The sequence below is a fragment of the Streptomyces sp. NBC_01210 genome, assembly GCF_036010325.1.
Lineage (GTDB): Bacteria > Actinomycetota > Actinomycetes > Streptomycetales > Streptomycetaceae > Streptomyces.
Window position 1 is genome coordinate 5,383,619 of the sequence record NZ_CP108549.1, and the last position, 24,887, is coordinate 5,408,505.

The window sequence follows — 24,887 nt, forward strand, 5'->3', positions numbered from 1 at the left end:
GGGCGGCGGGCAGCCGTCTTTTCGACCTGGCTCACCATTTCGCCGGGTCCCGCGCATCGAGCGCGAAGACCGAGCCGTCCGGGGCGCCGGCGACGACCCTGCCGTCGGTGGCGACAGGGGTGGGCAGTACGGACGCGAAGGTGTAACGCCCGTCGTCCATACGGGGCCTCGACTGGCCGAGCAGCATGCCGCGGGTGGCGTCCACGGCCAGCAGCCGGCCGTCCTGGGCCGTCACATAGACCGCGCGTCCGTCGGCCGCGGGGCGCGAGAGATGGGTGACCGAGGTCTCGAGCCGCCAGAGCTGAGCGGCCTTCGTGCCGGTGGTGGCACGGGTGTCGACGGCGAGGAGGGAGCCTCCGGAGCCGGACAGATAGACGGTGTCACCGGCCACCGCAGCCTGGGCCTGGTCGACCGGTGCGGACAGTGGAATGCGGCGGACGGTACGGGACTTGCCGGCCGTGTCGAGCCGTACGACGGCGTCCGTGAAGCCGTCGATGTCGGCGGAGAGCAGATACAGGGCGCCGCCCGCGAGCTGCACCGGGCTCAGTGTCCCCTTGACGCGCTTTTCCCAGAGCAGGTCGCCACTGGTCGGGTCGACCGCGCTGACCAGCGTGGACGCCCCGTTCGTGGCGGGTGTCGCGGCGAGGGCCGGTCCGTCGTCGCCGGGGGAGGAGACCCACTGGGTGCCGCGTCCGCCGCGCTGGCGGGTCCAGCGCTCCTTGCCCGTCGTGGCGTCGACGGCCCGCACGAGTCCGCCGTCCGTCACCAGCAGCACCGCATCGGCGGCGTGCCGGACGGTTGAGTACGGCGAGATGTCCAGGTCCCAGCGCACCTCGCCCGACTTCGGGTCGAGCGCCTCAAGACGGCCCCCGCCGGGCGTCACGACCTGCAGCAGCCCTCCGGAGAGCAGGGGTGTCATGCCCGCGTCGGTCTGCGTCGCGCTGCCGCCCGCCTTCGCCTCCCAGAGCATCCTGCCGTCGTTCGGGCTCAGCCGGGCGGCTTTGATCCCGGGCGCCGTGCAGTACAGCGCCGGGCCCGCGGAAGCGCAGACCGGAGTCCTGTTCTCCGCGTCCCCGCCGCGCAGCGGGACGCTCCAGGGGTGGAAGCGCTGCTCCGCGCGCGGTGAGGCGGGCGCGGATCCCGCGCTGTCGCCGTCCGCCACCGCGCGTACGGTCACGATTCCGGCCGTGACCAGCACCGCGAGCGCGGCGGCCACCCACCGGATCTTCTTGCCGCGCCGTGCCCGGGGGGCGGTCCGGATTCCGGCCGCGAGACCACGCGGCGCGCTTTCCCGGGGGTCCGGCGTCCGCTGCGCAGGTATGTAGGCCTGGGTGTCGTACGAGGCCGACGGCGAGGAGGCACGCAGCGCGATCATCAGCTCGTACGGTGTCGGCCGGTCCGCCGGGTCCTTCGCGAGGCAGCGCCGGAACAGCGGTACGAGATCCTCCGGCACACCTGCCAAGTCCGGTTCGTTGTGGACCACTTGGTACGCCACGATGTACGGGCTGTCCGAGTCGAAGGGCCCTCGTCCGGTTGCCGCGTGGACCAGCACCGCGCCCATCGCGAACACATCGGCGGCCGGTCCTACCTCGCGCGGACGCTGGAACTGCTCGGGCGCCATGAACGGCGGCGTACCGATCAGCTTGCCCGTCTCCGTACGCAGATCACTGTCCGCCGGACGGGAGATCCCGAAGTCGATGACCTTGGGCCCGTCGGGCGCCAACAGCACATTGCTCGGCTTGAGATCGCGGTGCACCACGCCGGCACGGTGGATGTCGCGCAGCGCCTCGGCCAGTCCCGCGCCGGCCCTGCGCAGCTCCGCCGCATTCAGCGGCCCGTTCCGCTTCACGCGCTCCGCGAGAGTCGGGCCCTCGATGAACAGCGTGGCCATCCAGGGCCGTTCGGCCTCGGGGTCGGCATCGACGACGGGGGCGGTGAAGGCCCCGCTGACCCGGCGGGCAGCCGTGACCTCCTGCTGGAAACGGGCTCTGAACTCCGGATCCGAAGCATGGTCGGCATGGATGACCTTGACTGCCAGGCGCAACCCCGAGGCGGATGTGGCCAGATGGACGACCCCCATGCCGCCTGTGCCCAGGCATGCCTCGAGCCGGTACTGCCCGGCATATTCCGGATGCTCCGCTTCCGGGAACTGCCCGGTGCTGCGCAGCGGTGGCATCGCCCACCCCCGTGTTGTTCGTGCGCAAGCGCGACGCACGGAGCCTAGTCGATGATGCGTGCGATGCAGGGGTGGCTTGCTAGCCTGCGCGGCGTACAGAGAGCACGTTTCAACGGGGGAGAGCCGGATGGCTGTTGAAGAAGTACAGAACGGGGTCGAGGGCGTCGAGGTCGCGGCAGCGGCCGGGGCCGCCGCGGACGAGTCGCTGGGGGCGAAGCGCTATCCGGTCGCACCGGGGTGCCGGCTGAACGTCCGCAGCGGCCCCGGCACCAACTACCGGCTCATCAAGGTGCTCCCGCTCGGAGCCCGGGTGCCGATCAACTGCCAGAAGCCGGGCGAGTCGGTGAGCGGTCCGTACGGCACCACCAACATCTGGGACAACATCGCCAACGGGCAGTTCGTCTCGGACGCCTATGTGCAGACCGGCAGCGACGGCTATGTCACCATCCGCTGCTCCTGACGGGACGGCGGCCTCGCCCGGGGATAATCGACCCCGTGAGCGAGCAGAGCAACCAGAGCAACCAGAGCAACCAGAGCGAGAACAGCGGTAGCCACACCGGCACCGGCAGCGGCAGCGGCGTCATCGGCACCGGCCCGCAGCCCGAGCCCATCCGTTTCTTCGGCACGACCTGGGTCGGCCGCGACGGGGGCTACGGGCTGCGCCGCGTCGGCGTCGCCGTCGGTTCGCTCACCGCCGCCGTCGCCGGCTGTCTGGTCCTGCGCCTCGGCTACCAGGGCCTGGAGATCGCCGCCGTCGGCGGCTTCGTCAACATGCTGGTCATCGTCATGTTCGCGATCTGCAGCGCCGTCGCCTTCCGTAAGACCTGGGAGAGCTTCACGCGCCGCCCCACCGGCACCGCCACCGAGGACGCGCTGCGCAGCCTCAAGGCGATCGGCTTCGTCGGCGCGCTCCTCGCGTACTTCTTCCGCTCCCTCGCCGAGGCGCCGGGCGAGAAGCTGCGGCGCGAGGAGTACGAGACGGCCCGCAGCCAGTACGAGAAGCGCCGCGGCAAGCGCACCGGCAACCCTGCCGCCCGTAAGGCAAAGGGCGCCAAGGCCAAGCGTAAGTAGGCGCGTCCCGGTGAGGATGGGCGCATGACGGATCACACGCTGCGCGCACTCTCCTTCGACTCGGCCGCCGCTCAGTACGACGCAGCCCGCCCCGGCTACCCGCCCGCGCTCTTCGACACGGTCGAGGAGCTGACCGGCCGTCCGCTCAGGGGCTCCCGTGTGATCGACGTCGGCGCGGGCACCGGCATAGCAACGCGGCTGCTGCGTGACCGCGGCGCCCGCGTCACCGCCGTGGAGCCGGGGCCCGGCATGGCCGACCAGCTGCGCCGCGGCCTCCCTGACATCCCGCTCGTCCGGGGCCTCGGTGACGCGCTGCCGCTGGCCGACGGCTGCGCCGACCTCATCACGTACGCGCAGTCCTGGCACTGGACCGACCCGGCCCGTTCCGCTCCCGAGGCCCTGCGGGTGCTGCGGCCGGGCGGCGCGCTCGCCCTGTGGTGGAACGTTTCGGACCTCGACGTCGCCTGGATCGCCGCACAGGACGAGCGCATCCGTCGCCAGGCACACGGCGCCGCCCATGGCGCAGCCGGCCGCGGCCGGCGTCTGCCGGACGGACTGGACTCCGTGACACGCCGGGTGCGCTGGAGCCGTCAGGTCCCGCTCGACACCCATCTCGACAACCTCGGCAGCCACTCCCTCTTCCTGGTGCTGGGCAAGGAGGCCACGGCCGCCTTCTTCGCCAGGGAGCGTGCCGAGCTGCTCGCGGTCTTCCCGGACGGTGTCGTCGAGGAGGCGTACGCCGTCGACCTGACGGTCACATTCCGCGCGCCCGGGATGTCCACGCTGTAGAGCCGTATCGCTTCCTGCGGCCGGGCGGCCTGCCGCCCGGGCGCGATCCCGCTGATCCGGGCGCGGGGATGAGCGCCGGCCGCTCAGGCCCGCTTACGGGAGAACCGCCCGACCAGCCCCACGACACCGACCACCAGCGCCCCCAGCCACAGCCCGTCCCACAGGCTGCCGAACAGCCCCCGCGCGGTCAGCGCCTGCTGTACCACCACATCGGTGGCGACCATCAGGGCGCCGGGCACGGCCGCGACCCGCCACGGGTGGGCCGCGGCCCAGCGCCGTATCCGGCGGTCGTCACCGGCGCCCGCGCCCGGCCGGTCGCCGAGCACCGCGCCCGCGCCGCCGACCATGAAGAACAGCATCAGCGCGACCGACAACGCACCGGCCAGCACGCCGAGTCCGATTCCGTCGCCGATCGTGCCGAGTGCGAGGGTGACGCCGCCGCCCAGCGCACCGACTGCCGCGGCGGCGCGCCACGGCCCGAGCGTCGCCGCGGCGACGGCGAGCCGCCGCCGCTCGGCCTTCGAGATCTCACTGTTGTGGCTCATATGTCCACGGTCCGTCGCTCATCCCCGGGAACGCCATGGGGGATGCCCCTGACGCACCCCCCATCTCTTGACGCGGCAGAGCTCCAGGAGCATTATTCATCACATGATGAATTCCCTTGGGGTTGCCGTCCTGGCCCGCGGCCTCACTGTCGTACGAGGAGACCGCACCGTCCTGCGCGGCATCGACTTCACCGTCCCGCCCGGCCGGATCACCGGCCTGCTCGGACCGTCCGGCTGTGGCAAGTCGACCCTGATGCGCGCAATCGTCGGCACCCAGGCCAAGGTCACCGGGACCCTCGAAATCCTCGGCAAACCGGCGGGCGATGCCGCACTTCGCTCCCGTATCGGCTACGTCACCCAGGACCCGTCCGTCTATGACGACCTGACGGTTCGCCAGAACCTCGACTACTTCGCCGCCGTCCTGCAGCCAGGCCGTCGCCACCGCGACGCCCGGCGCGAACACGTCGCCCGCGCCATCGCCGACGTCGACCTCACCTCGCACGCCGACGCACTCGCCGGCCGGCTGTCCGGCGGCCAGCGCACCCGTGTCTCCCTCGCCGTCGCCCTGCTCGGCACACCCGAACTCCTCGTCCTCGACGAACCGACCGTCGGCCTCGATCCCGTTCTGCGCCGCGATCTGTGGGACCTCTTCCACCGCCTCGCCGACGAACGCGGCGCGGCGATCCTTGTCTCCTCCCACGTCATGGACGAGGCCGAGCGCTGCCACCGCCTGCTCCTGATGCGGGAAGGCGAGATCCTCGCCGAGGACAGCCCGGACTTCCTGCGCTCCCGCACCCGCTCCGCAACGGTCGAGGGAGCCTTCCTCCACCTGGTCGACGAGGCCAACGCCCGTCAGGCCAAGACCCGTCAGGCCGGCACCGATGAGGCCGACGCACTTCAGGAGAACGCCCGATGAGCACCGCACGCACCCTCGCCACCGCCACCCGCGTCCTGCGTCAGCTGCGCCACGACCCGCGCTCCATCGCACTGATGATCTTCGTGCCGTGCGTGATGCTCTTCCTGCTGCGCTATGTGTTCGACGGCAGCCCGCAGACTTTCGACTCCATCGGCGCCTCGCTGCTCGGCATCTTCCCGCTGATCACGATGTTCCTGGTGGCATCCATCGCGACCTTGCGCGAACGCACCTCAGGCACTCTGGAACGACTGCTCGCCATGCCGCTCGGCAAAGGCGACCTGATCGGCGGCTACGCCCTGGCATTCGGCCTCGTCGCCGTCGTCCAGTCCCTCCTCGCCACCGGCCTCGCGCTCTGGGCGCTGGGCCTGGACGTCATCGGCTCGCCCTGGCTGCTGCTGCTCGTCGCACTTCTCGACGCCCTGCTCGGTACGGCGCTCGGCCTCTTCGTCTCGGCCTTCGCGGCCTCCGAGTTCCAGGCCGTCCAGTTCATGCCGGCCGTGATCTTCCCGCAGCTGCTGCTCTGCGGCCTGTTCATTCAGCGCGAGAAGATGCAGCCCGTCCTGGAAGGCATCTCGAACGTCCTGCCCATGTCGTACGCCGTCGACGCCATGACCCAGGTCCTCGGCCACCCGGACGCCACCGCAGACTTCACCCGCGACGTCCTGATCGTCGCGGCCTGCGCGGTCCTGGTCCTCGCGCTGGGCGCGGCGACGCTCCGCCGCCGTACCGCCTAGTTCAGGGCGATGACGTCCCCGACCGCGAGCTGGTCGTAGAGCCACTTGGCATCCAGGGAACCCACTCCGATCATGCTTTTGGAGAAGCTCTTGTCCGAAGGGGACTGGGTGACGAACAAGCTGGTGCCATCAGGCCTGGACAGCTCCACCACCCAGCTCGCGTTGAGCATGTAGTCCCCCATGGCGATCGTCTCCGCGGGGACCTTGCGCTTCGGGGACTTGGACACAACTGTCAACCGGCCCGGGGCGACCTTGCCCAGGAACACGACCACCGAACGGGGCTGCACGCCGTCCTTGGTGACCGTCAGCGTCCCTGTGCCGCGCTCGATGGTGGCTGCCGGCGCCGGCACCGACACGGACGGGCTCGGCGGCACCGCCGCAGGCGACTGCCGCCCTTCGTGCCCCCTCATCAGCTGCGGCACCCCGACCGCGACACCGGCGATCAGCGCAACGGCCGCCGCCGTCGCCCCGACCACCCGCCGACGACGTCCACGCGCCTCGCCGCGCCGCCGGATCTGACCACCCGACAGCGACGGCTGCGCCTCCGCACCGGCAGCGAGGACACGCAGCGCGGAGTCGAGTCCGTCCCGCTCGCGACCGGTCTCAGACATGGCTGCCCTCCCTGTCGTCGGTAGGCTCCCCTGGAGACAACAACTTGGCGAGGGCGGCCCGGCCGCGCGACAGCCTCGCCTTGACCGTACCGGCCGGTGAACCTGTCTCCGCGGCGATCTGCTCAATGCTCAGATCGCAGAGATGATGCAGCACCACCGCCTGCCGCTGCGCCTCGGGCAGCTTCCGCAACGCCTCCACGAGCACGGTGTGTTCGGGCCCGGGCCCCGGCGTGCGGTCCGTCGGTGGATGGTGCCGCACCAGCTCCAGCCACCGCCGCGCCCGCCGCCAGCGACTGACCGCGAGGCGCATCGCGACCGTACGGATCCACGCCTCGGGAGCCGACTCCGCCAGAAATGAGGCACGCCGGTCCCAGGCCCGAACGAACGCCTCCTGGACCACGTCCTGCGCCTCGCCGTGATCGCCCGTCAACGCGTACAGCTGCCCCACAAGCCGGGGGAAGGCGCTCGCGTAGAAGGCGTCGAATTCCTCCTCCGTCACGAGCGGTAGGACAGCCCCGGCGCCTCGCCGGTTCCACGGAAAACCATCCCCGCCACAGGTGCAACCTGCCTCCCGTCCCATGCGTACAGAAGCCGGACCAACACGGCTGACCATCAGCTGACCCAGGGGGAACTCAATGCCACGACACATCAAGGCCGCCGTACTCGGCCTGATCTGCGCACTGTCGATCACCGGCTGCTCGGGCGCGGGCGGGACACCGGACGCCGTCGCGGCGCCACCGCGCCGGCCCGCCGCCAACTCCACCCCTGAAGCACCACGGCCCACGGCCACCCCACCGTCCGCCGCCACCCTCGGCCACCTGGCCAACGCCACCATCAACATCACCGACGGCCAGCACGTCGGCGTCGGCCTGCCGATATCGGTGACCTTCAAGCACCCGATACCCAAGTCCCAGCGCGCCGACGTGGAACGCCAACTCAAGGTCACCGCCAACCCTGGAGTCACCGGCGCCTGGGCCTGGATCAAGGACCACAATCTCCACGACGGCCAGCGCGTCGACTTCCGCCCCCGGACCTACTGGAAGCCGGGCACCCGGGTCACCGTCAAGGCCGGCGACTCCCTCTCCCGCTCCCTCACCATCGCCCGCTCCCTGGTGGCCACGGTCGATGTCCGCGCCCACCGGATGACCGTGGTCAAGGACGGCGCCACCCAGGCCATCCCCATCACCGCGGGCCGTCCAGGCCTGGACACCTGGAACGGCACGATGGTCGTCTCGGACAAGCAGCGCCGCGTATTCATGGACTCCCGAACCGTGAACCTCGGCGACGCCTATGCCGGCTACTACAGCTACGCCGTCCACCTCACCACTTCGGGCACCTACCTCCACGAGAACCCGAAGGCCAACACCTACGCCGGGCGCAGCAACGTCACCCACGGCTGCATCGGCCTCCCCTCCGACGGCACCGCCCGCCGCTTCTACGAGCAGATCATCCCGGGCGACGTCATCCGCGTCACCAACTCCAAGGACCAGGTCGCCTCCGGCAATGGCTACGGCGACTGGAACTTCTCCTGGTCCGAATGGCGCTCCCGCAGCGCCCTCTAGTCCCGGCGGCTCTTGTCAGTCCCGACGGCTCCCGTCAGGGCCCTGGCGTCCGAGGGCGCGGACCGGTGCTCACCCGTACCGCCCCTCGGACAGCCCGGCACAGCCACGCCCCCGGTGCGAGGATGACGGCACGTATCCCCACCGGCGAGGTGAACAGAGCCATGACCCAGACAGTCGCAGTCCTCGGCACGGGCAAGATCGGCGAAGCCCTGCTCAGCGGCATGATCCGCGCCGGCTGGCGCCCCGCCGATCTACTGGTCACCACCCGCCGCGCCGACCGCGCCGAAGAGCTTCGCACCCGCTACGGCGTCGAGCCCGTCAACAACGCCGAAGCCGCCAAGCGCGCTGACACCCTCATCCTGGCCGTCAAGCCCCAGGACATGGGCAAGCTCCTCGACGAACTCGCCCCGCACATCACCGCCGACCGCCTCGTCATCAGCGCCGCGGCCGGCATCACCACCTCCTTCATCGAGGAGCGCCTGACCGCAGGCACGCCCGTAGTCCGTGTCATGCCCAACACCCCCGTCCTCGTCGACGAGGGCATGTCCGTGATCTCCGCCGGCAGCCACGCAACCAGCGAACACCTCGCCCATGCCGAGGAGATCTTCGGCGGCGTCGGCAAGACCCTCCGCGTCCCCGAGTCCCAGCAAGACGCGGCCACCGCCCTGTCCGGCTCGGGTCCGGCGTACTTCTACTTCCTCGTCGAGGCCATGACCGATGCCGGCATCCTCCTCGGTCTCCCCCGCGCCCAGGCCCACGACCTGATCGTCCAGGCCGCCATCGGCGCCGCCGTGATGCTCCGCGACAGCGGCGAACACCCCGTCAAGCTCCGTGAAGCAGTCACCTCCCCCGCAGGCACCACGATCAGCGCCATCCGTGAACTCGAGAACCACGGTGTACGCGCCGCCCTCATCGCCGCCCTCGAAGCGGCTCGCGACCGCAGCCGTGAACTCGCCTCGGGCAACGGCTGACGATCGCCGCTACCCCGCCGCCGTGGCGCCACGGCGGCGGGAGCAGCCGCACCCCCTGTCTCCCGTCTGCGGCTACGCGGGCAGCAGCCCGATCGCCCGATAGGCGGCATCGACCCTCGGCCGCGCCATCCCCCTGGCCCGCTCGGCCCCCTTCCTCAGTACGTCATCGACGCGTCCCGGATCCGCCGCCAGCTCGGCATGCCGCTCCCTGACCGGCCTGAGCAGCTCCACCACCGCCTCGGCCGTGTCCTTCTTCAACGCTCCGTACGACTCATATACACCGGCCAACTCGTTCGGGTTCCCACCTTCGCAAGACGCCAGAATTTCGAGCAGATTCGCGATCCCTGGCCTGCTCTCCCGGTCGTACTCGACCTCGAGCCCGCTGTCCGTGACCGCTCGCATGATCTTCTTGCGCACCATGTCCGCGTCATCGAGCAGATAGACGATCCCGGCCCCGGACTCGTGCGACTTCCCCATCTTCGAGGTGGGGTCCTGCAGATCCATGACGCGCGCCGCCACCGGCGGATGCGTTGCCTTCGGCACCGTGAACGTATGCCCGTACCTCTGGTTGAACCGCACGGCCAGATCGCGGGTCAGCTCCACATGCTGGGCCTGGTCGTCACCCACAGGCACCTCATCGGCCCCGTACGCCAGGATGTCCGCCGCCATCAGCACCGGATACGTCAGCAGCGACACCCGCACACTCTGTCCGGTCGCCCGTGCCTGCGCGCTCTTCTCCTTGTACTGGATCATGCGCCGCAGTTCGCCGTCCGTCGCCGTGCACTCCAGCAGATAGGAGAGCCGCGCGTGCTCGTCCACATGACTCTGTACGAATACGGTGCACCGCTCCGGATCCAGGCCCGCCGCCAGCATGAGCGTCGCGGCCTGCCGACTGAGTCTGCGCACCCGCGCCGGATCGTGCTCCATGGTCAGCGCATGGAGGTCGACCACACTGAACAGCGCGTCCGACTGATGTTGATCGACCTCGACCCACCTGCACAGGGCTCCGAGGTAGTTGCCCAGGGTCAGATGCCCTGTCGGCTTGATACCGCTGAAGATCCGCGTCATCCCGCTCTCCGTCTCCTGATGGGAGCCGCCGCGTCGAGCGGCCGGACTCCCGGAGGGAGTAACGAGAACGGCCGCCGAAGCGGCGGCCGTTGAGTGCATGCGTAAGTGCCGGCCGCCGTCAGGCGGCCCACCACTGAAGGAAGCACGTACGCGTTGTCATGCGCTCGAGAGTACGCCGCCGGGCCCGAGGTTGACAGCACATACGGGCATCCGTAGTGTTCTCCGAGTTGTCCGACGTGAGCACCGACTTCGGCCGGTCCCCGGACAGCCATTCCGCAAGACCCACTACAAGCGAGCGACACTCCGTCGCCCGGCTTTCTGTGCGCTTTTGCGAAATGAGGAATCCGCGTTCGAATGGGCGCAGCCCCGATTAGCGTCGGGGGACAGGATTCCGCTAAAGTCTCACTCGTCGGAACGGCCCACCAGCCGGAAGGACAAACCCCGCTGACTGGGAGTCAGGCCCGAAAGGATCTGATAGAGTCGGAACCGCCGGAAAGCCGAAAGGCCGGAAAGCGAACCCCGCTCCGACGGGGAATCGGACACGAAAGAGTCTGATAGAGTCGGAAACGCAAGACCGAAGGGAAGCGCCCGGAGGAAAACCCCAGAAAATGTTCTGCGGGTGAGTACAAAGGAAGCGTCCGTTCCTTGAGAACTCAACAGCGTGCCAAAAGTCAACGCCAGATATGTTGATACCCCGGCCTGTTTCGGCAGGTTCGAGGTTCCTTTGAAAGTCCTGCTGCTGCTCTGCAGTGGCAGGCAATGACACAGCGAGGACGCTGTGAACAGTCGGTCTTATTCCGACCGGCTGTTCCGCTCTAAGTGGTGTTGATCCCGATCACGGGAGAACATTCATGGAGAGTTTGATCCTGGCTCAGGACGAACGCTGGCGGCGTGCTTAACACATGCAAGTCGAACGATGAAGCCCTTCGGGGTGGATTAGTGGCGAACGGGTGAGTAACACGTGGGCAATCTGCCCTTCACTCTGGGACAAGCCCTGGAAACGGGGTCTAATACCGGATAACACTCCTCCCTGCATGGGGAGGGGTTGAAAGCTCCGGCGGTGAAGGATGAGCCCGCGGCCTATCAGCTTGTTGGTGGGGTGATGGCCTACCAAGGCGACGACGGGTAGCCGGCCTGAGAGGGCGACCGGCCACACTGGGACTGAGACACGGCCCAGACTCCTACGGGAGGCAGCAGTGGGGAATATTGCACAATGGGCGAAAGCCTGATGCAGCGACGCCGCGTGAGGGATGACGGCCTTCGGGTTGTAAACCTCTTTCAGCAGGGAAGAAGCGAAAGTGACGGTACCTGCAGAAGAAGCGCCGGCTAACTACGTGCCAGCAGCCGCGGTAATACGTAGGGCGCAAGCGTTGTCCGGAATTATTGGGCGTAAAGAGCTCGTAGGCGGCTTGTCACGTCGGATGTGAAAGCCCGGGGCTTAACCCCGGGTCTGCATTCGATACGGGCTAGCTAGAGTGTGGTAGGGGAGATCGGAATTCCTGGTGTAGCGGTGAAATGCGCAGATATCAGGAGGAACACCGGTGGCGAAGGCGGATCTCTGGGCCATTACTGACGCTGAGGAGCGAAAGCGTGGGGAGCGAACAGGATTAGATACCCTGGTAGTCCACGCCGTAAACGTTGGGAACTAGGTGTTGGCGACATTCCACGTCGTCGGTGCCGCAGCTAACGCATTAAGTTCCCCGCCTGGGGAGTACGGCCGCAAGGCTAAAACTCAAAGGAATTGACGGGGGCCCGCACAAGCAGCGGAGCATGTGGCTTAATTCGACGCAACGCGAAGAACCTTACCAAGGCTTGACATATACCGGAAAGCATCAGAGATGGTGCCCCCCTTGTGGTCGGTATACAGGTGGTGCATGGCTGTCGTCAGCTCGTGTCGTGAGATGTTGGGTTAAGTCCCGCAACGAGCGCAACCCTTGTTCTGTGTTGCCAGCATGCCCTTCGGGGTGATGGGGACTCACAGGAGACTGCCGGGGTCAACTCGGAGGAAGGTGGGGACGACGTCAAGTCATCATGCCCCTTATGTCTTGGGCTGCACACGTGCTACAATGGCCGGTACAATGAGCTGCGATGCCGCGAGGCGGAGCGAATCTCAAAAAGCCGGTCTCAGTTCGGATTGGGGTCTGCAACTCGACCCCATGAAGTCGGAGTTGCTAGTAATCGCAGATCAGCATTGCTGCGGTGAATACGTTCCCGGGCCTTGTACACACCGCCCGTCACGTCACGAAAGTCGGTAACACCCGAAGCCGGTGGCCCAACCCCTTGTGGGAGGGAGCTGTCGAAGGTGGGACTGGCGATTGGGACGAAGTCGTAACAAGGTAGCCGTACCGGAAGGTGCGGCTGGATCACCTCCTTTCTAAGGAGCACTTCTTACCGGGCTTGCCCGGTCAGAGGCCAGAACACCGGCGAATGTCCGGTGCTGGTTGCTCATGGGTGGAACGTTGACTATTCGGCACGGTTTGCTGGCTTCACTAGTACTGCTTCGGCGTGGAACGTGAGAGTTGGTGGGTCGTGCCGGGCGCGCTGTTGGGTATCTGAGGGTGCGAGCGTGAGCTCGCCCTTCGCGATGCCGGCCCCAGTGAACTCGCTCGTGAGAGCGGGGTGGTGGGTGGCTGGTCGTTGTTTGAGAACTGCACAGTGGACGCGAGCATCTGTGGCCAAGTTTTTAAGGGCGCACGGTGGATGCCTTGGCACCAGGAACCGATGAAGGACGTGGGAGGCCACGATAGTCCCCGGGGAGCCGTCAACCAGGCTTTGATCCGGGGGTTTCCGAATGGGGAAACCCGGCAGTCGTCATGGGCTGTCACCCACTGCTGAACACATAGGCAGTGTGGAGGGAACGAGGGGAAGTGAAACATCTCAGTACCCTCAGGAAGAGAAAACAACCGTGATTCCGGGAGTAGTGGCGAGCGAAACCGGATGAGGCCAAACCGTATGCGTGTGATACCCGGCAGGGGTTGCGCATACGGGGTTGTGGGATCGCACTTCAACAGTCTGCCGGCTGTTGGGCGAGTCAGAAACCGTTGATGTAGGCGAAGGACATGCGAAAGGTCCGGCGTAGAGGGTAAGACCCCCGTAGCTGAAACATCAGCGGCTTGCTTGTGCGACACCCAAGTAGCACGGGGCCCGAGAAATCCCGTGTGAATCTGGCGGGACCACCCGCTAAGCCTAAATATTCCCTGGTGACCGATAGCGGATAGTACCGTGAGGGAATGGTGAAAAGTACCGCGGGAGCGGAGTGAAATAGTACCTGAAACCGTGTGCCTACAAGCCGTGGGAGCGTCGCTGTGTGTGCTTGCACATGCAGTCGTGACTGCGTGCCTTTTGAAGAATGAGCCTGCGAGTTTGCGGTGTGTTGCGAGGTTAACCCGTGTGGGGAAGCCGTAGCGAAAGCGAGTCCGAACAGGGCGATTCAGTAGCGCGCTCAAGACCCGAAGCGGAGTGATCTAGCCATGGGCAGGTTGAAGCGGAGGTAAGACTTCGTGGAGGACCGAACCCACCAGGGTTGAAAACCTGGGGGATGACCTGTGGTTAGGGGTGAAAGGCCAATCAAACTCCGTGATAGCTGGTTCTCCCCGAAATGCATTTAGGTGCAGCGTCGTGTGTTTCTTGCCGGAGGTAGAGCACTGGATAGGCGATGGGCCCTACCGGGTTACTGACCTTAGCCAAACTCCGAATGCCGGTAAGTGAGAGCGCGGCAGTGAGACTGTGGGGGATAAGCTCCATGGTCGAGAGGGAAACAGCCCAGAGCATCGACTAAGGCCCCTAAGCGTACGCTAAGTGGGAAAGGATGTGGAGTCGCAGAGACAACCAGGAGGTTGGCTTAGAAGCAGCCACCCTTGAAAGAGTGCGTAATAGCTCACTGGTCAAGTGATTCCGCGCCGACAATGTAGCGGGGCTCAAGCGTACCGCCGAAGTCGTGTCATTGCAGCAATAGGGCCAACGCCCGCTGTGATGGGTAGGGGAGCGTCGTGTGCCGGGTGAAGCCGCCGCGTAAGCGAGTGGTGGACGGTTCACGAGTGAGAATGCAGGCATGAGTAGCGATACACACGTGAGAAACGTGTGCGCCGATTGACTAAGGGTTCCTGGGTCAAGCTGATCTGCCCAGGGTAAGTCGGGACCTAAGGCGAGGCCGACAGGCGTAGTCGATGGACAACCGGTTGATATTCCGGTACCCGCTTTGAAACGCCCAGTATCGAGCCCATTAATGCTAAGGCCGTGAAGCCGCCCTGATCTCTTCGGAGTTGAGGGGAGTGGTGGAGCCGCCGGCCCAAGGTGGTAGTAGGTAAGCGATGGGGTGACGCAGGAAGGTAGTCCAGCCCGGGCGGTGGTTGTCCCGGGGTAAGGGTGTAGGCCGTGTGATAGGCAAATCCGTCACACATTAAGGCTGAGACCTGATGCCGAGCCGATTGTGGTGAAGTGGATGATCCTATGCTGTCGAGAAAAGCCTCTAGCGAGTTTCATGGCGGCCCGTACCCTAAACCGACTCAGGTGGTCAGGTAGAGAATACCGAGGCGTTCGGGTGAACTATGGTTAAGGAACTCGGCAAAATGCCCCCGTAACTTCGGGAGAAGGGGGGCCATCACCGGTGACGGCATTTACTGCCAGAGCTGGGGGTGGCCGCAGAGACCAGCGAGAAGCGACTGTTTACTAAAAACACAGGTCCGTGCGAAGCCGTAAGGCGATGTATACGGACTGACGCCTGCCCGGTGCTGGAACGTTAAGGGGACCGGTTAGTCACATTTCGGTGTGGCGAAGCTGAGAACTTAAGCGCCAGTAAACGGCGGTGGTAACTATAACCATCCTAAGGTAGCGAAATTCCTTGTCGGGTAAGTTCCGACCTGCACGAATGGCGTAACGACTTCTCGACTGTCTCAACCATAGGCCCGGTGAAATTGCACTACGAGTAAAGATGCTCGTTTCGCGCAGCAGGACGGAAAGACCCCGGGACCTTTACTACAGTTTGATATTGGTGTTCGGTTCGGCTTGTGTAGGATAGGTGGGAGACTGTGAACTCTGGACGCCAGTTCAGGGGGAGTCATCGTTGAAATACCACTCTGGTCGTGCTGGATGTCTAACCTGGGTCCGTGATCCGGATCAGGGACAGTGTCTGATGGGTAGTTTAACTGGGGCGGTTGCCTCCCAAAGGGTAACGGAGGCGCCCAAAGGTTCCCTCAGCCTGGTTGGCAATCAGGTGTTGAGTGTAAGTGCACAAGGGAGCTTGACTGTGAGACCGACGGGTCGAGCAGGGACGAAAGTCGGGACTAGTGATCCGGCGGTGGCTTGTGGAAGCGCCGTCGCTCAACGGATAAAAGGTACCCCGGGGATAACAGGCTGATCTTCCCCAAGAGTCCATATCGACGGGATGGTTTGGCACCTCGATGTCGGCTCGTCGCATCCTGGGGCTGGAGTCGGTCCCAAGGGTTGGGCTGTTCGCCCATTAAAGCGGTACGCGAGCTGGGTTTAGAACGTCGTGAGACAGTTCGGTCCCTATCCGCTGCGCGCGCAGGAGTCTTGAGAAGGGCTGTCCCTAGTACGAGAGGACCGGGACGGACGAACCTCTGGTGTGCCAGTTGTCCTGCCAAGGGCATGGCTGGTTGGCTACGTTCGGAAAGGATAACCGCTGAAAGCATCTAAGCGGGAAGCCTGCTTCGAGATGAGGACTCCCACCCCCTTGAGGGGTTAAGGCTCCCAGTAGACGACTGGGTTGATAGGCCAGATGTGGAAGCCGGGCAACCGGTGAAGCTGACTGGTACTAATAGGCCGAGGGCTTGTCCTCAGTTGCTCGCGTCCACTGTGTTAGTTCTGAAGCAACGAACTGTCGAGTCCCCTGTGGGGATTCCGGGTCGTACATCTTCATAGAGTTTCGGTGGTCATAGCGTTAGGGAAACGCCCGGTTACATTCCGAACCCGGAAGCTAAGCCTTTCAGCGCCGATGGTACTGCAGGGGGGACCCTGTGGGAGAGTAGGACGCCGCCGAACAATCATTGTGGGAAAGCCCCGCACCGTTATGGTGCGGGGCTTTTCTGCGTTTAGGGTCAAGGCATGCGCTATGACCTCGTCATCTTTGACAACGACGGAGTGCTCGTCGACAGCGAACCGATCTCCAACACCATCCTGGCCGGCTATCTCACCGAGCTCGGGCACCCCACCTCGTACGAGGACTCCCTCCGTGACTACATGGGCGCCGCTGTGCACCGTGTGCACGACCTTGTGCGGGAGCGGACCGGGCAGACGTTGCCCGCGGACTTCGACGAGACCCTGCACGCTCGCGTCTTTGCCGCTTTCGAGCGGGAGTTGGTCGCCGTCGACGGTGTGACCGAGGTGCTGGAAAAGCTGGTCGCGGACGGGGTGCCGTACTGCGTTGCCTCCTCCGGGAGCCATGAGCGGATCCGAGTCGGGCACCGGAAGACCGGGCTGGACCGGTGGTTCGAGGACGCCACCGTCTTCAGCGCGCAGGATGTGGGGCGCGGGAAGCCGGCGCCGGATCTGTTCCTCCATGCGGCTGAGCGGATGGGGGTGGCGCCGGAGCGTTGCGTCGTCGTGGAGGACAGTCCCCTCGGGGTGGCGGCGGCCAGGGCGGCCGGGATAGATGTGTACGGGTTCACGGCGATGACGGCTGCCGAGAAGCTCGATGGGGCCAAGGGGTACTTCGACGGGATGGCGGAGTTGCCTGCATTGCTCGTGTGATCGATCTACCCATGGGTAGATCGGCGGCCTACGCTGTGCGGCCATGACAGATGCGCGGTTGCGGCACGGGCGGGCTTCCTTGGCGTTGAGCTTCTTCGCGCAGGGGGTGGCCTTCGCCCTGCTCGTGACGCGTATCCCCGCCATCCAGGACCGGTACGGAATATCCGACGGCCTGCTGCCCGCTTTCCTGGCCGCAGTACCGATCCTCGCCGGTGTGGCGAGCGTGATCACCGAGCGGCTGGTGAAGCGGGTCACGCCGAGTGCGGTGCTCCGATGGGCTCAGCCCATGGTGCTGCTGGCGCTTCTCGGCGTGGCGGCCGGTAGCGAGATATGGCAGGTCGCCGTCGCGCTGGGCGGGTTCGGGCTGGCGGTGGGCGCGCTGGACGCGTCCATGAACATGCTCGGGGTCAGCCTGCAGCGGGCGTACGGGCGCAGCATCATGCTCGGCTTCCACGCCGCGTACAGCCTCGGCGGGATCGCGGGTGCCTCGCTCGCCTGGGTCGGCGCGCACTGGGACCTGTCGCTGCTCATGTCGTATCTGCCGGTGGTGCTGGTGCTGTTGCCGACGGCGCTGGTCGGGAGTCGGTGGTACGCGGACGGGGAACGGGCCGAACGGGATGTGGAGAAGGGTGGGGATGCGGAGAAGGGTGCGGGGGAGTGGCAGGCGGGCGCTTTCACGCTGCTGCTGCCGCTCTGTCTGGTGATGACCTTCGCTTACATCGGGGACTCGACCGTCTCGAATTGGAGCGCGAAGTACCTGCAGGACGTGCTGGGGAGCTCGGAGGAGCTCGCGACCGTTCCGTACAACGCCTATATGGTCACCACGCTGCTGGGCCGGGCAGTCGGGGATCTCGGCGTGCGGCGGTTCGGGGCGGTGGCGGTCGTGCGGTGCGGGACGGTGCTGGCCGCGGCCGGGTTCGGAGTGGTGGCCGTGGCACCGGGGGCCTGGGTGGGGATGCTCGGGTTCACCATGCTGGGGCTCGGGCTGTGTGTGATCGTGCCGCAGACATTCGCGGCGGCGGGGCGGTTGTTCCCGGGGGCGAGCGACGCGGCGGTGGCGCGGCTGAATGTCTTCAACTATGTGGGGTTCTTGATCGGGTCACCGTTGGTGGGCGCGCTGGGCGATGCATGGAGCTATCGGTGGGCGATGGTCGTGCCGATGGTGTTGGTGCTGGTGACGTTGTGGTACGTCAGATCGTTCGGGGCGGATACCGCCCGGTACGGTGGCGTGCATGAGCGGCCGCGGGTTGTTGATGTGGGACGAGGCGGTAACGAAGTATGACTTCGGGGACGGCCATCCGATGGATCCGGTGCGGCTTGCGCTGACCATGGGGTTGGTGCGGGCGTACGGACTGGATCGTGCGGTGGATGTGGTGGCCGCGAAGCCGGCCGGGGACTCGACGCTCAGACTCGTACACCGCGAGGACTATGTGGCGGCGGTTCGGGCCGCGTCTCTCAACCCTCGGGCGGCCGATCAGTCGTACGGGTTGGGGACGATGGACGATCCGGCCTTCGCAGGAATGCATGAGGCGTCGGCGCTGATCGCCGGGCAGTCGGTGGGGGCCGCGGAGGCGGTGTGGCGGGGTGAGGCCGAGCATGCGGTGAACTTCGCGGGCGGGCTGCACCATGCGATGCCGGGGTCGGCTTCCGGGTTCTGTATTTACAACGACGCGGCGCTGGCCATTGCCCGGTTGCTGGAGCTGGGCGTGGAGCGGGTCGCGTACGTGGATGTCGATGTGCATCACGGGGACGGGGTCCAGGCGGCGTTCTGGGAGGACCCGCGGGTGCTGACGGTGTCGTTGCACGAGCATCCGTCCACGCTGTTTCCGCAGACCGGGTGGCCGCAGGAGACCGGGGCCACCGGGGCGGGTGAGGGCAGTGCGGTGAATGTGGCGTTGCCGGCCGGGACGGGTGACGCGGGCTGGCTGCGGGCCTTTCATGCGGTGGTGCCGGAGCTGCTGGCGGACTTCCGGCCGCAGGTGCTGGTGACGCAGCACGGGGCGGATACGCACTTCGAGGATCCGCTGGCGCACCTGGCGGTGTCGCTGGATGCGCAGCGGGCGGTACAGGCGTCGTGTCATGCCCTGGCGCACCAGTACGTGGAGGGCGGCCGCTGGGTGGCGCTGGGGGGCGGGGGTTACGAAGTGGTGGATGTCGTACCGAGGTCGTGGACGCATCTGGTGGGGATCGCGGCGCATGCTCCGGTGGAGCCGGAGTCGGTGATTCCGTCGTCGTGGCGGGATGAGGTGTATGCGCGGACACGGCGGGTGGCGCCTGGGCGGATGACGGACGGGCGGGAGCCGGTGTGGCGGGAGTGGGAGGAGGGGTACGACCCGGCGGATCGGCTGGACCAGGCGGTGCTGGCTACACGGCGGGCGGCGTTTCCGTTGCGGGGCTTGTTGGCGTAGGGGGCGGCGCAGCGTCTTAGGTACCGGGCCGGGGCGTTGGGGCAGGACCGGGGCGCGGGTCGTAGCACCGCGCCGTGCGGCCATGCAGCTGTTACGCCAACTGTGGGTGGTATCCGCGCTTTTGGTCCGGAACCAGTACCGGTGCGGGAGCATCGACAGAGTGTTGAGCACCGGAGCGCTGCGGGCGCATCTGCTGGCGGCCCGGTTGGCCGGGACCGTGGCTACATCGCGGGAAGCGAGTCTGCGCAGCTATCGGCTCTTCGCCGCCAGAGATCCCCGGGTGACTCTCGGGCTTGATCCCGAATGGGCCTGGAGCGAGCGGGATTTGATCGCGCTGATGGCTGACAAGTGTGGGGTCTCCGGTGATCCCGAGCATGTCACCGGGCCCGATGTCATCGATCCGGAGCGGACGTTGGCCGGGCTCGCCGCGTTTGCCGAACGGCTTGGGGAGGTGGCCGCGCGGCGGGCGCCCGTGATGTTCGGGACCGGGCATCCGCATCGGCTCCTCGGGTTCTACGCCGGGCTGGCAGACGCTTTGTCGGCGGCAGGTTGCCTGGTACTCACCCCCGCGCAGGGGCGATGTGTCGACATAACGACCCGGTTCGGGGTACGCACGTACAACCTTGACTACGTACGAGGAGTCGCGCTGGTGCGGGAACCCGGCGCTCGGGGCGCCGGGAGTGCAACCGGCGCGCATACCCATTCACCGCTCCCGGTTCGGGTCGCCCTGGAGGGTGCGATGGAGGGTGGCGGGCCGCTGCCCGAGCTGGTGGTCGGGGACCACGGCTGGGTCTGCGGGGCAGGTCAGTTGGGGATTGAGGCCATCGGCCTGGCGGATACGGACGACCCCGCCCTCTTTGTCGGCGAGGCCGAGGGGCGCGTGTCCGTCGTCGTTCCGCTTGATGACGCAGTGCGGTCTGATTACTACCGACCGCTTACTCGCTATGTACTCAATCGAGCGTGTCTGTCACAGTAGGCGGCCGATGGCTGCTCCTCTTCCCCACTCGCACCACACGCCCCTAGTCTGGGGAGTGAGCGCACAGCGACGAAGAGTCACCGGAGGGGAAGCCGGTGCGCGTCGGGTGCGGAAGGTACAGGTGGGTCATGGCTGCTGGCAGCGAGAGGCCTCTCAACGAGGTCAAGTTTCTCACCGTGGCGGAAGTCGCCTCGGTGATGCGAGTGTCGAAGATGACCGTGTATCGCTTGGTACACAGTGGTCATCTGCCGGCCATCCGGGTGGGCAGGTCCTTCCGGGTGCCGGAGCAAGCGGTTCACGAGTATCTCCGCGAATCATTCGTGGGGGTGGAATCCGCATAGCCGGAGCCGGGCGAATCCCCTCGGATTACGTCCCTCACTCGGCGGCAGGTAGGCTAGGCCGACGTAGGTCGTGTGGGCCCAGACGCCCCGCACCGAGTGAAGAGAAGTGAGCGAGGGTAGTCGTGGGCTCTGTTATCAAGAAGCGGCGTAAGCGGATGGCCAAGAAGAAGCACCGCAAGCTGCTCAAGCGCACCCGCGTTCAGCGTCGCAACAAGAAGTAAGCGATCGCTGTACGTGTCTCTGCGGCCCTTCCACCTGCACGGTGGGAGGGCCGCGGTGCGTTTCCGGGTGGCCAAAGGAGCGGTCGTGGCAAAAGTGCGCCGTGCGGTCATCACAGCGCAACACGTAACCGCTACGGTGACGCTTGAGAGTGGACCTAGGCGGACCTGCGGACCTAAGGAAGGCGCTGATCTTGGGGAAGGTCGTGCTCGTCACCGGAGTGGCCCGGCAGCTCGGAGGCCGACTCGTTCGGCGTATCCAGCGGGATCCCGAGGTGGACCGGGTGATCGGGGTCGATGCGGTGGGGCCCGAGCATCATCTTGGCGGGGCCGATTTCGTCCGTGCTGATATCCGCCAGCCCGCCATCGCGCGCGTGCTCGCCGAACATGCCGTCGACACCGTCGTGCACATGGATGTCACCGGTACGCCGCTGGGCACCGGCGGCCGTGCGACGGTGAAGGAAACCAATGTCATCGGCACCATGCAGCTGCTGGGTGCCTGCCAGAAGTCGCCGACCGTGAAGCGGCTGGTCATCAAGTCCAGTACGAGTGTGTACGGCTCCGCGCCCCGCGACCCGGCGGTCTTCAACGAGACCACGCCACCCAAGTCGCTGCCGAGCGGTGGGTTCGCCAAGGACACGGTCGAGGTCGAGGGGTACGTACGGGGCTTCGCGCGGCGGCGGCCGGATGTGGCCGTGTGCGTACTGCGCTTCGCGAACATCCTCGGGCCGTGCGCCGACTCTCCGCTCGCCGAGTTCTTCTCGCTGCCCGTCATGCCGACCGTCTTCGGCTACGACCCGCGGCTGCAGTTCGTCCACGAGGACGATGTGATCGATGTGCTGCGGATCGCCCTGCACGAGCCGCGGCGCGGCACGCTCAACAGCGGCACGTTCAATGTCGCGGGTGATGGTGTGCTGCTGCTCTCGCAGTGTTCTCGGCGGCTGGGGCGGCCGACGATGCCGATTCTGCTGCCTGCGGTCACCTGGGTCGGCTCCGCGCTGCGTACGATCGGCATCACGGACTTCTCGCCCGAACAGATCCGGCTGCTCACGCACGGCCGGGTGGTGAGCACCTCTCAGATGCGCGACACACTCGGGTTCGTGCCGAAGTACACAACAGCGGAGACCTTCGCGGACTTCGCACGCAGCCGCGGGCCGGGGCTGCTGCCGCCGGACGCGCTCGCCAGGGCTGTGGACCAGGTGGCCGGGGTACTGCCGTCGGCAGGCAGTACGAGCACGACGGCCGCGGGCAAGGCGCGGGACTAATGCGATCGATTCACTCGATCGAGTAGGACGACCATGAAGACGACTCAGAGCGACGCCGAATAAGGAGCGCAGCCAACGATGGCGGACGCCAAGGTCATTCCGTTCGACGACGACCGTTCGCGCGGCAGCGCGCAGCGCTCGGCGCGGCGGCGCCCCGCGGGGGGCAACCGCCGGAAGGCCGAGCCCGCGGCGGTGCGCGAGGTTCCGGTCAGCCCGCTGCCGGGGCAGCAGAAGGACGGGGAGCGCCGGGGATCGGCGCGGGCCGCCGAGGCGGGCCAGGAGCCTCTCACGAGCCAAGAGCCGGCGGCCGCAGGCGGCTGGGAGCGGCGGATCGCCGGCGGCCTGGCGTTTCTGCGGCGGCGTGTCACCGGTGATTACGAGGTCGATGAGTTCGGTTACGACAAGGAGCTCACCGAGCAGGTCCTGATGTCGATGGTCCGGCCGCTGTACGAGAAGTACTTCCGGGTCGAGGTGAAGGGCATCGAGAACATCCCGTCCGAGGGCGGGGCGCTGGTGGTGGCCAACCACTCCGGGACGCTTCCGCTGGACGGGCTGATGATGCAGGTCGCCGTCCACGACAACCATCCGGCCAACCGGCATCTGCGGCTGCTCGCCGCGGATCTGGTCTTCATGCTGCCGGTGGTCAACGAACTGGCCCGCAAGGCCGGGCACACCCTGGCGTGCGCGGAGGACGCGGAACGGCTGCTGCAGCGCGGCGAGGTCGTCGGCGTGATGCCGGAGGGCTTCAAGGGCATCGGCAAGCCGTTCAGCGACCGTTACAAGCTTCAGCGGTTCGGGCGGGGCGGGTTCGTGTCGACGGCGCTGCGGGCAGGGGCGCCGATTGTGCCGTGCTCGATCGTCGGGGCCGAGGAGATATACCCGATGATCGGCAACGCGAAGACGCTGGCGCGGCTGCTTGGGTTCCCGTACTTCCCGATCACGCCGACGTTTCCGTGGCTGGGGCCGCTGGGCGCGGTGCCGTTGCCGACGAAGTGGACGATCCAGTTCGGCGAGCCGATCCCGACGGACGGGTATCCGCCGGAGGCGGCGGAGGACCCGATGTTGATGTTCAATCTGACGGATCAGGTACGGGAGCAGATTCAGCACACGCTGTACAAGCTGCTGGTGCAGCGCCGGTCTGTCTTCTTCTGACGCGTTTCTTCTGAAGATACGATTCAGCTGGACGTACGAAGGTGGGCACCCCCGTAAAGGGGTGCCCACCTTCGCGTATGTACCGGCCTGCTAATCGTCCTCGCTGTCGAGCCCGAGGCCCGGCAGGATCCCCGGCAACAGCGGCGGGATCGTGACGTCCGGCGTCGGCTGTGCGGAGTTGTTGCCCGTCGGGGACGGCGTGGTGCCGCTCGACGGGTGCTCGAACAGGCCACCCGTGTTCCCACCGAGCAGGCCGTCGTCCGCCGTGCTGCCCGAACCGGACGGACGAGGATTGCCGCTGTCTGCCGTACGGCCGTCGCCGGTGGCCGGTGAGGACGGTGTCGTACGGCCCGGGCCCCAGCTGTTGCTGGAGCCCTGGGTGGCGCCGGGGCGCTGGGAGCCGCGGCCGCCCTTTTCCGGGACGCGTGGCAGCAGCGTCTCCAGCGGGCCGACCTCCTGGTCTATGGCGTCGAAGACAGAGCTCACTTCGTCGCCGACGTCGGTCAGCTGGGCGGGCAGCCGGTCGCGGAGCCCGTTCCAGGCGTCGCGGTGGGACCGGGAGAACGAATCGAGTCTCGCCATCGGGCCGAGGGAGCCGTCTCTCTCGTACGCCTCGTGGAGCAGGCGGTGGCCCTCGGTGGCGTCGTGTCTCATACCGTTGAGCGCGCGGCGGACCTCGCCCAGCGACTCGTGGTCCATGGCGCCCGCCCGGCCGCGTTCCATCAGTCGGCGAGCCTCGCTGAGTCGGGTGGAGGCATGGTCCAGGTAGAGCCCGCCGCGGTCGGAGTCGTCGTCCGCCATGCCAAGCTTGAAATCTTCCATGCCACGCTTCAGCCCGTACAGCGAGTCACCGGGAAGGGCGTCGGAGCTGGCTGCGGCCACTCCGCTGAAGGCTCCCGCGGCTACACCGACGGTGAGACCACCGGCTGCGAGGCCCTTGGACCAGCGGGAGCGTGGTCGCATTTTCCGGAGCGGGGAGGCCCGATGGGCGCCGCGGCCGGCTGTCCGCTGCTCGGGCACCGTAGGGCCCGCGGACGCACCCCCCGCGGCGAACATCTCTTCCATGGCGGCCACGAGCTGTGCTCGCTGCACCACTTTGACCTCGGGGTCCATCTCCGGTTTCGGCAGCTCGCCGAGCCCGTTCGCCAGAGCCAACAGCCGTCCGTGCTCGGTCGGTTCGACCGACTCTTCGGGCTGCTCGGCCGCCTGATCTTCCAAAGCCTGGGCGAAGGCGTTCGCCCGCCGGCGCGCCGAAACGTTCGCGATCACTGGCGGCACCTCCTCTCGTCATGACGATCGACTCCCCTGGGGGTCCGGATGGTTGCACGCCTTGAACACATCCACACGATCGAGTGAGTGGCTGTGGGCATGGCGTG

Annotated in this window: 21 protein-coding genes and 3 rRNA genes; 18 read left to right on the forward strand and 6 right to left on the reverse strand. The window is 66.8% G+C overall.

Translation table 11 applies throughout. The features are described from left to right. Positions 1-31: 31 nt before the first annotated feature. Entirely contained in the window at positions 32-2,176 is a 2,145-nt protein-coding gene (locus tag OG735_RS24505) for a serine/threonine-protein kinase (RefSeq protein ID WP_327325315.1), read from the reverse strand. Positions 2,177-2,303: 127 nt separating this feature from the next. On the opposite strand from OG735_RS24505, the gene OG735_RS24510 reads away from it, so the two are divergent. The 3 genes from OG735_RS24510 to OG735_RS24520 are packed head-to-tail and all read left to right on the forward strand — an operon-like array spanning position 2,304 to position 4,036. After that, on the forward strand, positions 2,304-2,636 hold the full coding sequence (locus OG735_RS24510) for a peptidase (protein WP_327325316.1): 333 nt from the start codon (positions 2,304-2,306) through the stop codon (positions 2,634-2,636). 35 nt (positions 2,637-2,671) lie between these two features. Further along, positions 2,672-3,247, forward strand: coding sequence for a hypothetical protein (locus OG735_RS24515; RefSeq protein ID WP_442812481.1), 576 nt, complete (start codon positions 2,672-2,674; stop codon positions 3,245-3,247). A 24-nt stretch (positions 3,248-3,271) separates the two neighbouring features. Continuing rightward, entirely contained in the window at positions 3,272-4,036 is a 765-nt protein-coding gene (locus tag OG735_RS24520; RefSeq protein ID WP_327325317.1) for a class I SAM-dependent methyltransferase, read from the forward strand. Positions 4,037-4,119: 83 nt separating this feature from the next. Here OG735_RS24520 and OG735_RS24525 read toward each other — a convergent pair whose 3' ends face one another. After that, positions 4,120-4,581 (reverse strand): hypothetical protein, encoded by a 462-nt coding sequence (locus OG735_RS24525; protein WP_327325318.1) that lies wholly within the window; start codon positions 4,579-4,581, stop codon positions 4,120-4,122. Positions 4,582-4,684: 103 nt separating this feature from the next. On the opposite strand from OG735_RS24525, the gene OG735_RS24530 reads away from it, so the two are divergent. Both OG735_RS24530 and OG735_RS24535 read left to right on the forward strand, forming a co-directional pair. Beyond that, positions 4,685-5,497, forward strand: a complete 813-nt coding sequence (locus OG735_RS24530; protein ID WP_327325319.1) for an ABC transporter ATP-binding protein — start codon at positions 4,685-4,687, stop codon at positions 5,495-5,497. Then, positions 5,494-6,231: an ABC transporter permease gene (locus OG735_RS24535; protein ID WP_327325320.1), complete on the forward strand. Its 738-nt coding sequence runs from the start codon at positions 5,494-5,496 to the stop codon at positions 6,229-6,231. Before OG735_RS24530 ends, OG735_RS24535 begins: the two co-directional genes overlap by 4 nt. Here OG735_RS24535 and OG735_RS24540 read toward each other — a convergent pair. Continuing rightward, on the reverse strand, positions 6,228-6,842 hold the full coding sequence (locus tag OG735_RS24540) for a hypothetical protein (RefSeq protein ID WP_327325321.1): 615 nt from the start codon (positions 6,840-6,842) through the stop codon (positions 6,228-6,230). The two genes, OG735_RS24535 and OG735_RS24540, sit on opposite strands and share 4 nt — an antisense overlap. Further along, positions 6,835-7,341 carry a SigE family RNA polymerase sigma factor gene (locus tag OG735_RS24545; RefSeq protein ID WP_327325322.1) on the reverse strand — a complete coding sequence of 169 codons (507 nt, stop codon included), beginning with the start codon at positions 7,339-7,341 and terminating at the stop codon, positions 6,835-6,837. The genes OG735_RS24540 and OG735_RS24545 overlap by 8 nt, the downstream gene beginning before the upstream one ends. Before the next feature lie 136 nt (positions 7,342-7,477). Here OG735_RS24545 and OG735_RS24550 point away from each other — a divergent pair, with 136 nt between their 5' ends. Beyond that, on the forward strand, positions 7,478-8,404 hold the full coding sequence (locus tag OG735_RS24550; protein ID WP_327325323.1) for a L,D-transpeptidase: 927 nt from the start codon (positions 7,478-7,480) through the stop codon (positions 8,402-8,404). Between the two features lie 161 nt (positions 8,405-8,565). After that, a complete protein-coding gene (gene proC / locus OG735_RS24555) occupies positions 8,566-9,375 on the forward strand; it encodes a pyrroline-5-carboxylate reductase (RefSeq protein WP_327325324.1) in 810 nt (269 codons plus the stop codon). A gap of 72 nt (positions 9,376-9,447) precedes the next feature. Here the strand turns inward: proC and trpS are convergent, their stop codons facing one another. Next, positions 9,448-10,443: a tryptophan--tRNA ligase gene (gene trpS / locus OG735_RS24560; protein WP_327325325.1), complete on the reverse strand. Its 996-nt coding sequence runs from the start codon at positions 10,441-10,443 to the stop codon at positions 9,448-9,450. 848 nt (positions 10,444-11,291) lie between these two features. Here trpS and OG735_RS24565 point away from each other — a divergent pair. The 11 genes from OG735_RS24565 to OG735_RS24615 all read left to right on the forward strand — a co-directional run bounded on the left by OG735_RS24565 (position 11,292) and on the right by OG735_RS24615 (position 23,511). Beyond that, positions 11,292-12,817: ribosomal RNA gene (locus tag OG735_RS24565) — 16S ribosomal RNA — on the forward strand. 299 nt (positions 12,818-13,116) lie between these two features. Continuing rightward, positions 13,117-16,240, forward strand: a 23S ribosomal RNA gene (locus OG735_RS24570). 86 nt (positions 16,241-16,326) lie between these two features. Then, a 5S ribosomal RNA gene (gene rrf / locus OG735_RS24575) occupies positions 16,327-16,443 on the forward strand. The 16S, 23S and 5S rRNA genes sit together here, the layout of an rRNA operon. 63 nt (positions 16,444-16,506) lie before the next feature. Then, positions 16,507-17,151 carry an HAD family hydrolase gene (locus OG735_RS24580; RefSeq protein WP_327325326.1) on the forward strand — a complete coding sequence of 215 codons (645 nt, stop codon included), beginning with the start codon at positions 16,507-16,509 and terminating at the stop codon, positions 17,149-17,151. Positions 17,152-17,194: 43 nt separating this feature from the next. Continuing rightward, positions 17,195-18,433, forward strand: coding sequence for an MFS transporter (locus OG735_RS24585; protein WP_327325327.1), 1,239 nt, complete (start codon positions 17,195-17,197; stop codon positions 18,431-18,433). Further along, entirely contained in the window at positions 18,384-19,559 is a 1,176-nt protein-coding gene (locus OG735_RS24590; protein ID WP_327325328.1) for an acetoin utilization protein AcuC, read from the forward strand. Before OG735_RS24585 ends, OG735_RS24590 begins: the two co-directional genes overlap by 50 nt. A 160-nt stretch (positions 19,560-19,719) precedes the next feature. Further along, positions 19,720-20,535, forward strand: coding sequence for a phosphatase (locus OG735_RS24595; RefSeq protein WP_327328440.1), 816 nt, complete (start codon positions 19,720-19,722; stop codon positions 20,533-20,535). Positions 20,536-20,663: 128 nt separating this feature from the next. Further along, on the forward strand, positions 20,664-20,876 hold the full coding sequence (locus OG735_RS24600; protein WP_014046653.1) for a helix-turn-helix domain-containing protein: 213 nt from the start codon (positions 20,664-20,666) through the stop codon (positions 20,874-20,876). A 122-nt stretch (positions 20,877-20,998) separates the two neighbouring features. Then, positions 20,999-21,097 carry a 30S ribosomal protein bS22 gene (locus tag OG735_RS24605; RefSeq protein WP_003948845.1) on the forward strand — a complete coding sequence of 33 codons (99 nt, stop codon included), beginning with the start codon at positions 20,999-21,001 and terminating at the stop codon, positions 21,095-21,097. A 191-nt stretch (positions 21,098-21,288) separates the two neighbouring features. Further along, a complete protein-coding gene (locus OG735_RS24610) occupies positions 21,289-22,359 on the forward strand; it encodes an NAD-dependent epimerase/dehydratase family protein (RefSeq protein WP_327325329.1) in 1,071 nt (356 codons plus the stop codon). A 78-nt stretch (positions 22,360-22,437) separates the two neighbouring features. Then, positions 22,438-23,511: a lysophospholipid acyltransferase family protein gene (locus tag OG735_RS24615; protein WP_327325330.1), complete on the forward strand. Its 1,074-nt coding sequence runs from the start codon at positions 22,438-22,440 to the stop codon at positions 23,509-23,511. A 90-nt stretch (positions 23,512-23,601) separates the two neighbouring features. Here the strand turns inward: OG735_RS24615 and OG735_RS24620 are convergent, their stop codons facing one another. Further along, on the reverse strand, positions 23,602-24,780 hold the full coding sequence (locus OG735_RS24620) for a DUF5667 domain-containing protein (protein ID WP_327325331.1): 1,179 nt from the start codon (positions 24,778-24,780) through the stop codon (positions 23,602-23,604). Between the last annotated feature and the right edge of the window lie 107 nt (positions 24,781-24,887).

Excerpts from the sequence above, each read along its gene's own strand:
- OG735_RS24510 (WP_327325316.1), top strand. The coding sequence starts at position 2,304 with ATGGCTGTTGAAGAAGTACAGAACGGGGTCGAGGGCGTCGAGGTCGCG.
- OG735_RS24505 (WP_327325315.1), bottom strand. The coding sequence starts at position 2,176 with ATGCCACCGCTGCGCAGCACCGGGCAGTTCCCGGAAGCGGAGCATCCG.
- OG735_RS24580 (WP_327325326.1), top strand. The coding sequence starts at position 16,507 with ATGCGCTATGACCTCGTCATCTTTGACAACGACGGAGTGCTCGTCGAC.
- trpS (WP_327325325.1), bottom strand. The coding sequence starts at position 10,443 with ATGACGCGGATCTTCAGCGGTATCAAGCCGACAGGGCATCTGACCCTG.
- OG735_RS24525 (WP_327325318.1), bottom strand. The coding sequence starts at position 4,581 with ATGAGCCACAACAGTGAGATCTCGAAGGCCGAGCGGCGGCGGCTCGCC.
- OG735_RS24585 (WP_327325327.1), top strand. The coding sequence starts at position 17,195 with ATGACAGATGCGCGGTTGCGGCACGGGCGGGCTTCCTTGGCGTTGAGC.
- OG735_RS24615 (WP_327325330.1), top strand. The coding sequence starts at position 22,438 with ATGGCGGACGCCAAGGTCATTCCGTTCGACGACGACCGTTCGCGCGGC.
- OG735_RS24600 (WP_014046653.1), top strand. The coding sequence starts at position 20,664 with ATGGCTGCTGGCAGCGAGAGGCCTCTCAACGAGGTCAAGTTTCTCACC.
- OG735_RS24550 (WP_327325323.1), top strand. The coding sequence starts at position 7,478 with ATGCCACGACACATCAAGGCCGCCGTACTCGGCCTGATCTGCGCACTG.
- OG735_RS24530 (WP_327325319.1), top strand. The coding sequence starts at position 4,685 with ATGATGAATTCCCTTGGGGTTGCCGTCCTGGCCCGCGGCCTCACTGTC.
- proC (WP_327325324.1), top strand. The coding sequence starts at position 8,566 with ATGACCCAGACAGTCGCAGTCCTCGGCACGGGCAAGATCGGCGAAGCC.
- OG735_RS24520 (WP_327325317.1), top strand. The coding sequence starts at position 3,272 with ATGACGGATCACACGCTGCGCGCACTCTCCTTCGACTCGGCCGCCGCT.
- OG735_RS24590 (WP_327325328.1), top strand. The coding sequence starts at position 18,384 with ATGAGCGGCCGCGGGTTGTTGATGTGGGACGAGGCGGTAACGAAGTAT.
- OG735_RS24540 (WP_327325321.1), bottom strand. The coding sequence starts at position 6,842 with ATGTCTGAGACCGGTCGCGAGCGGGACGGACTCGACTCCGCGCTGCGT.
- OG735_RS24535 (WP_327325320.1), top strand. The coding sequence starts at position 5,494 with ATGAGCACCGCACGCACCCTCGCCACCGCCACCCGCGTCCTGCGTCAG.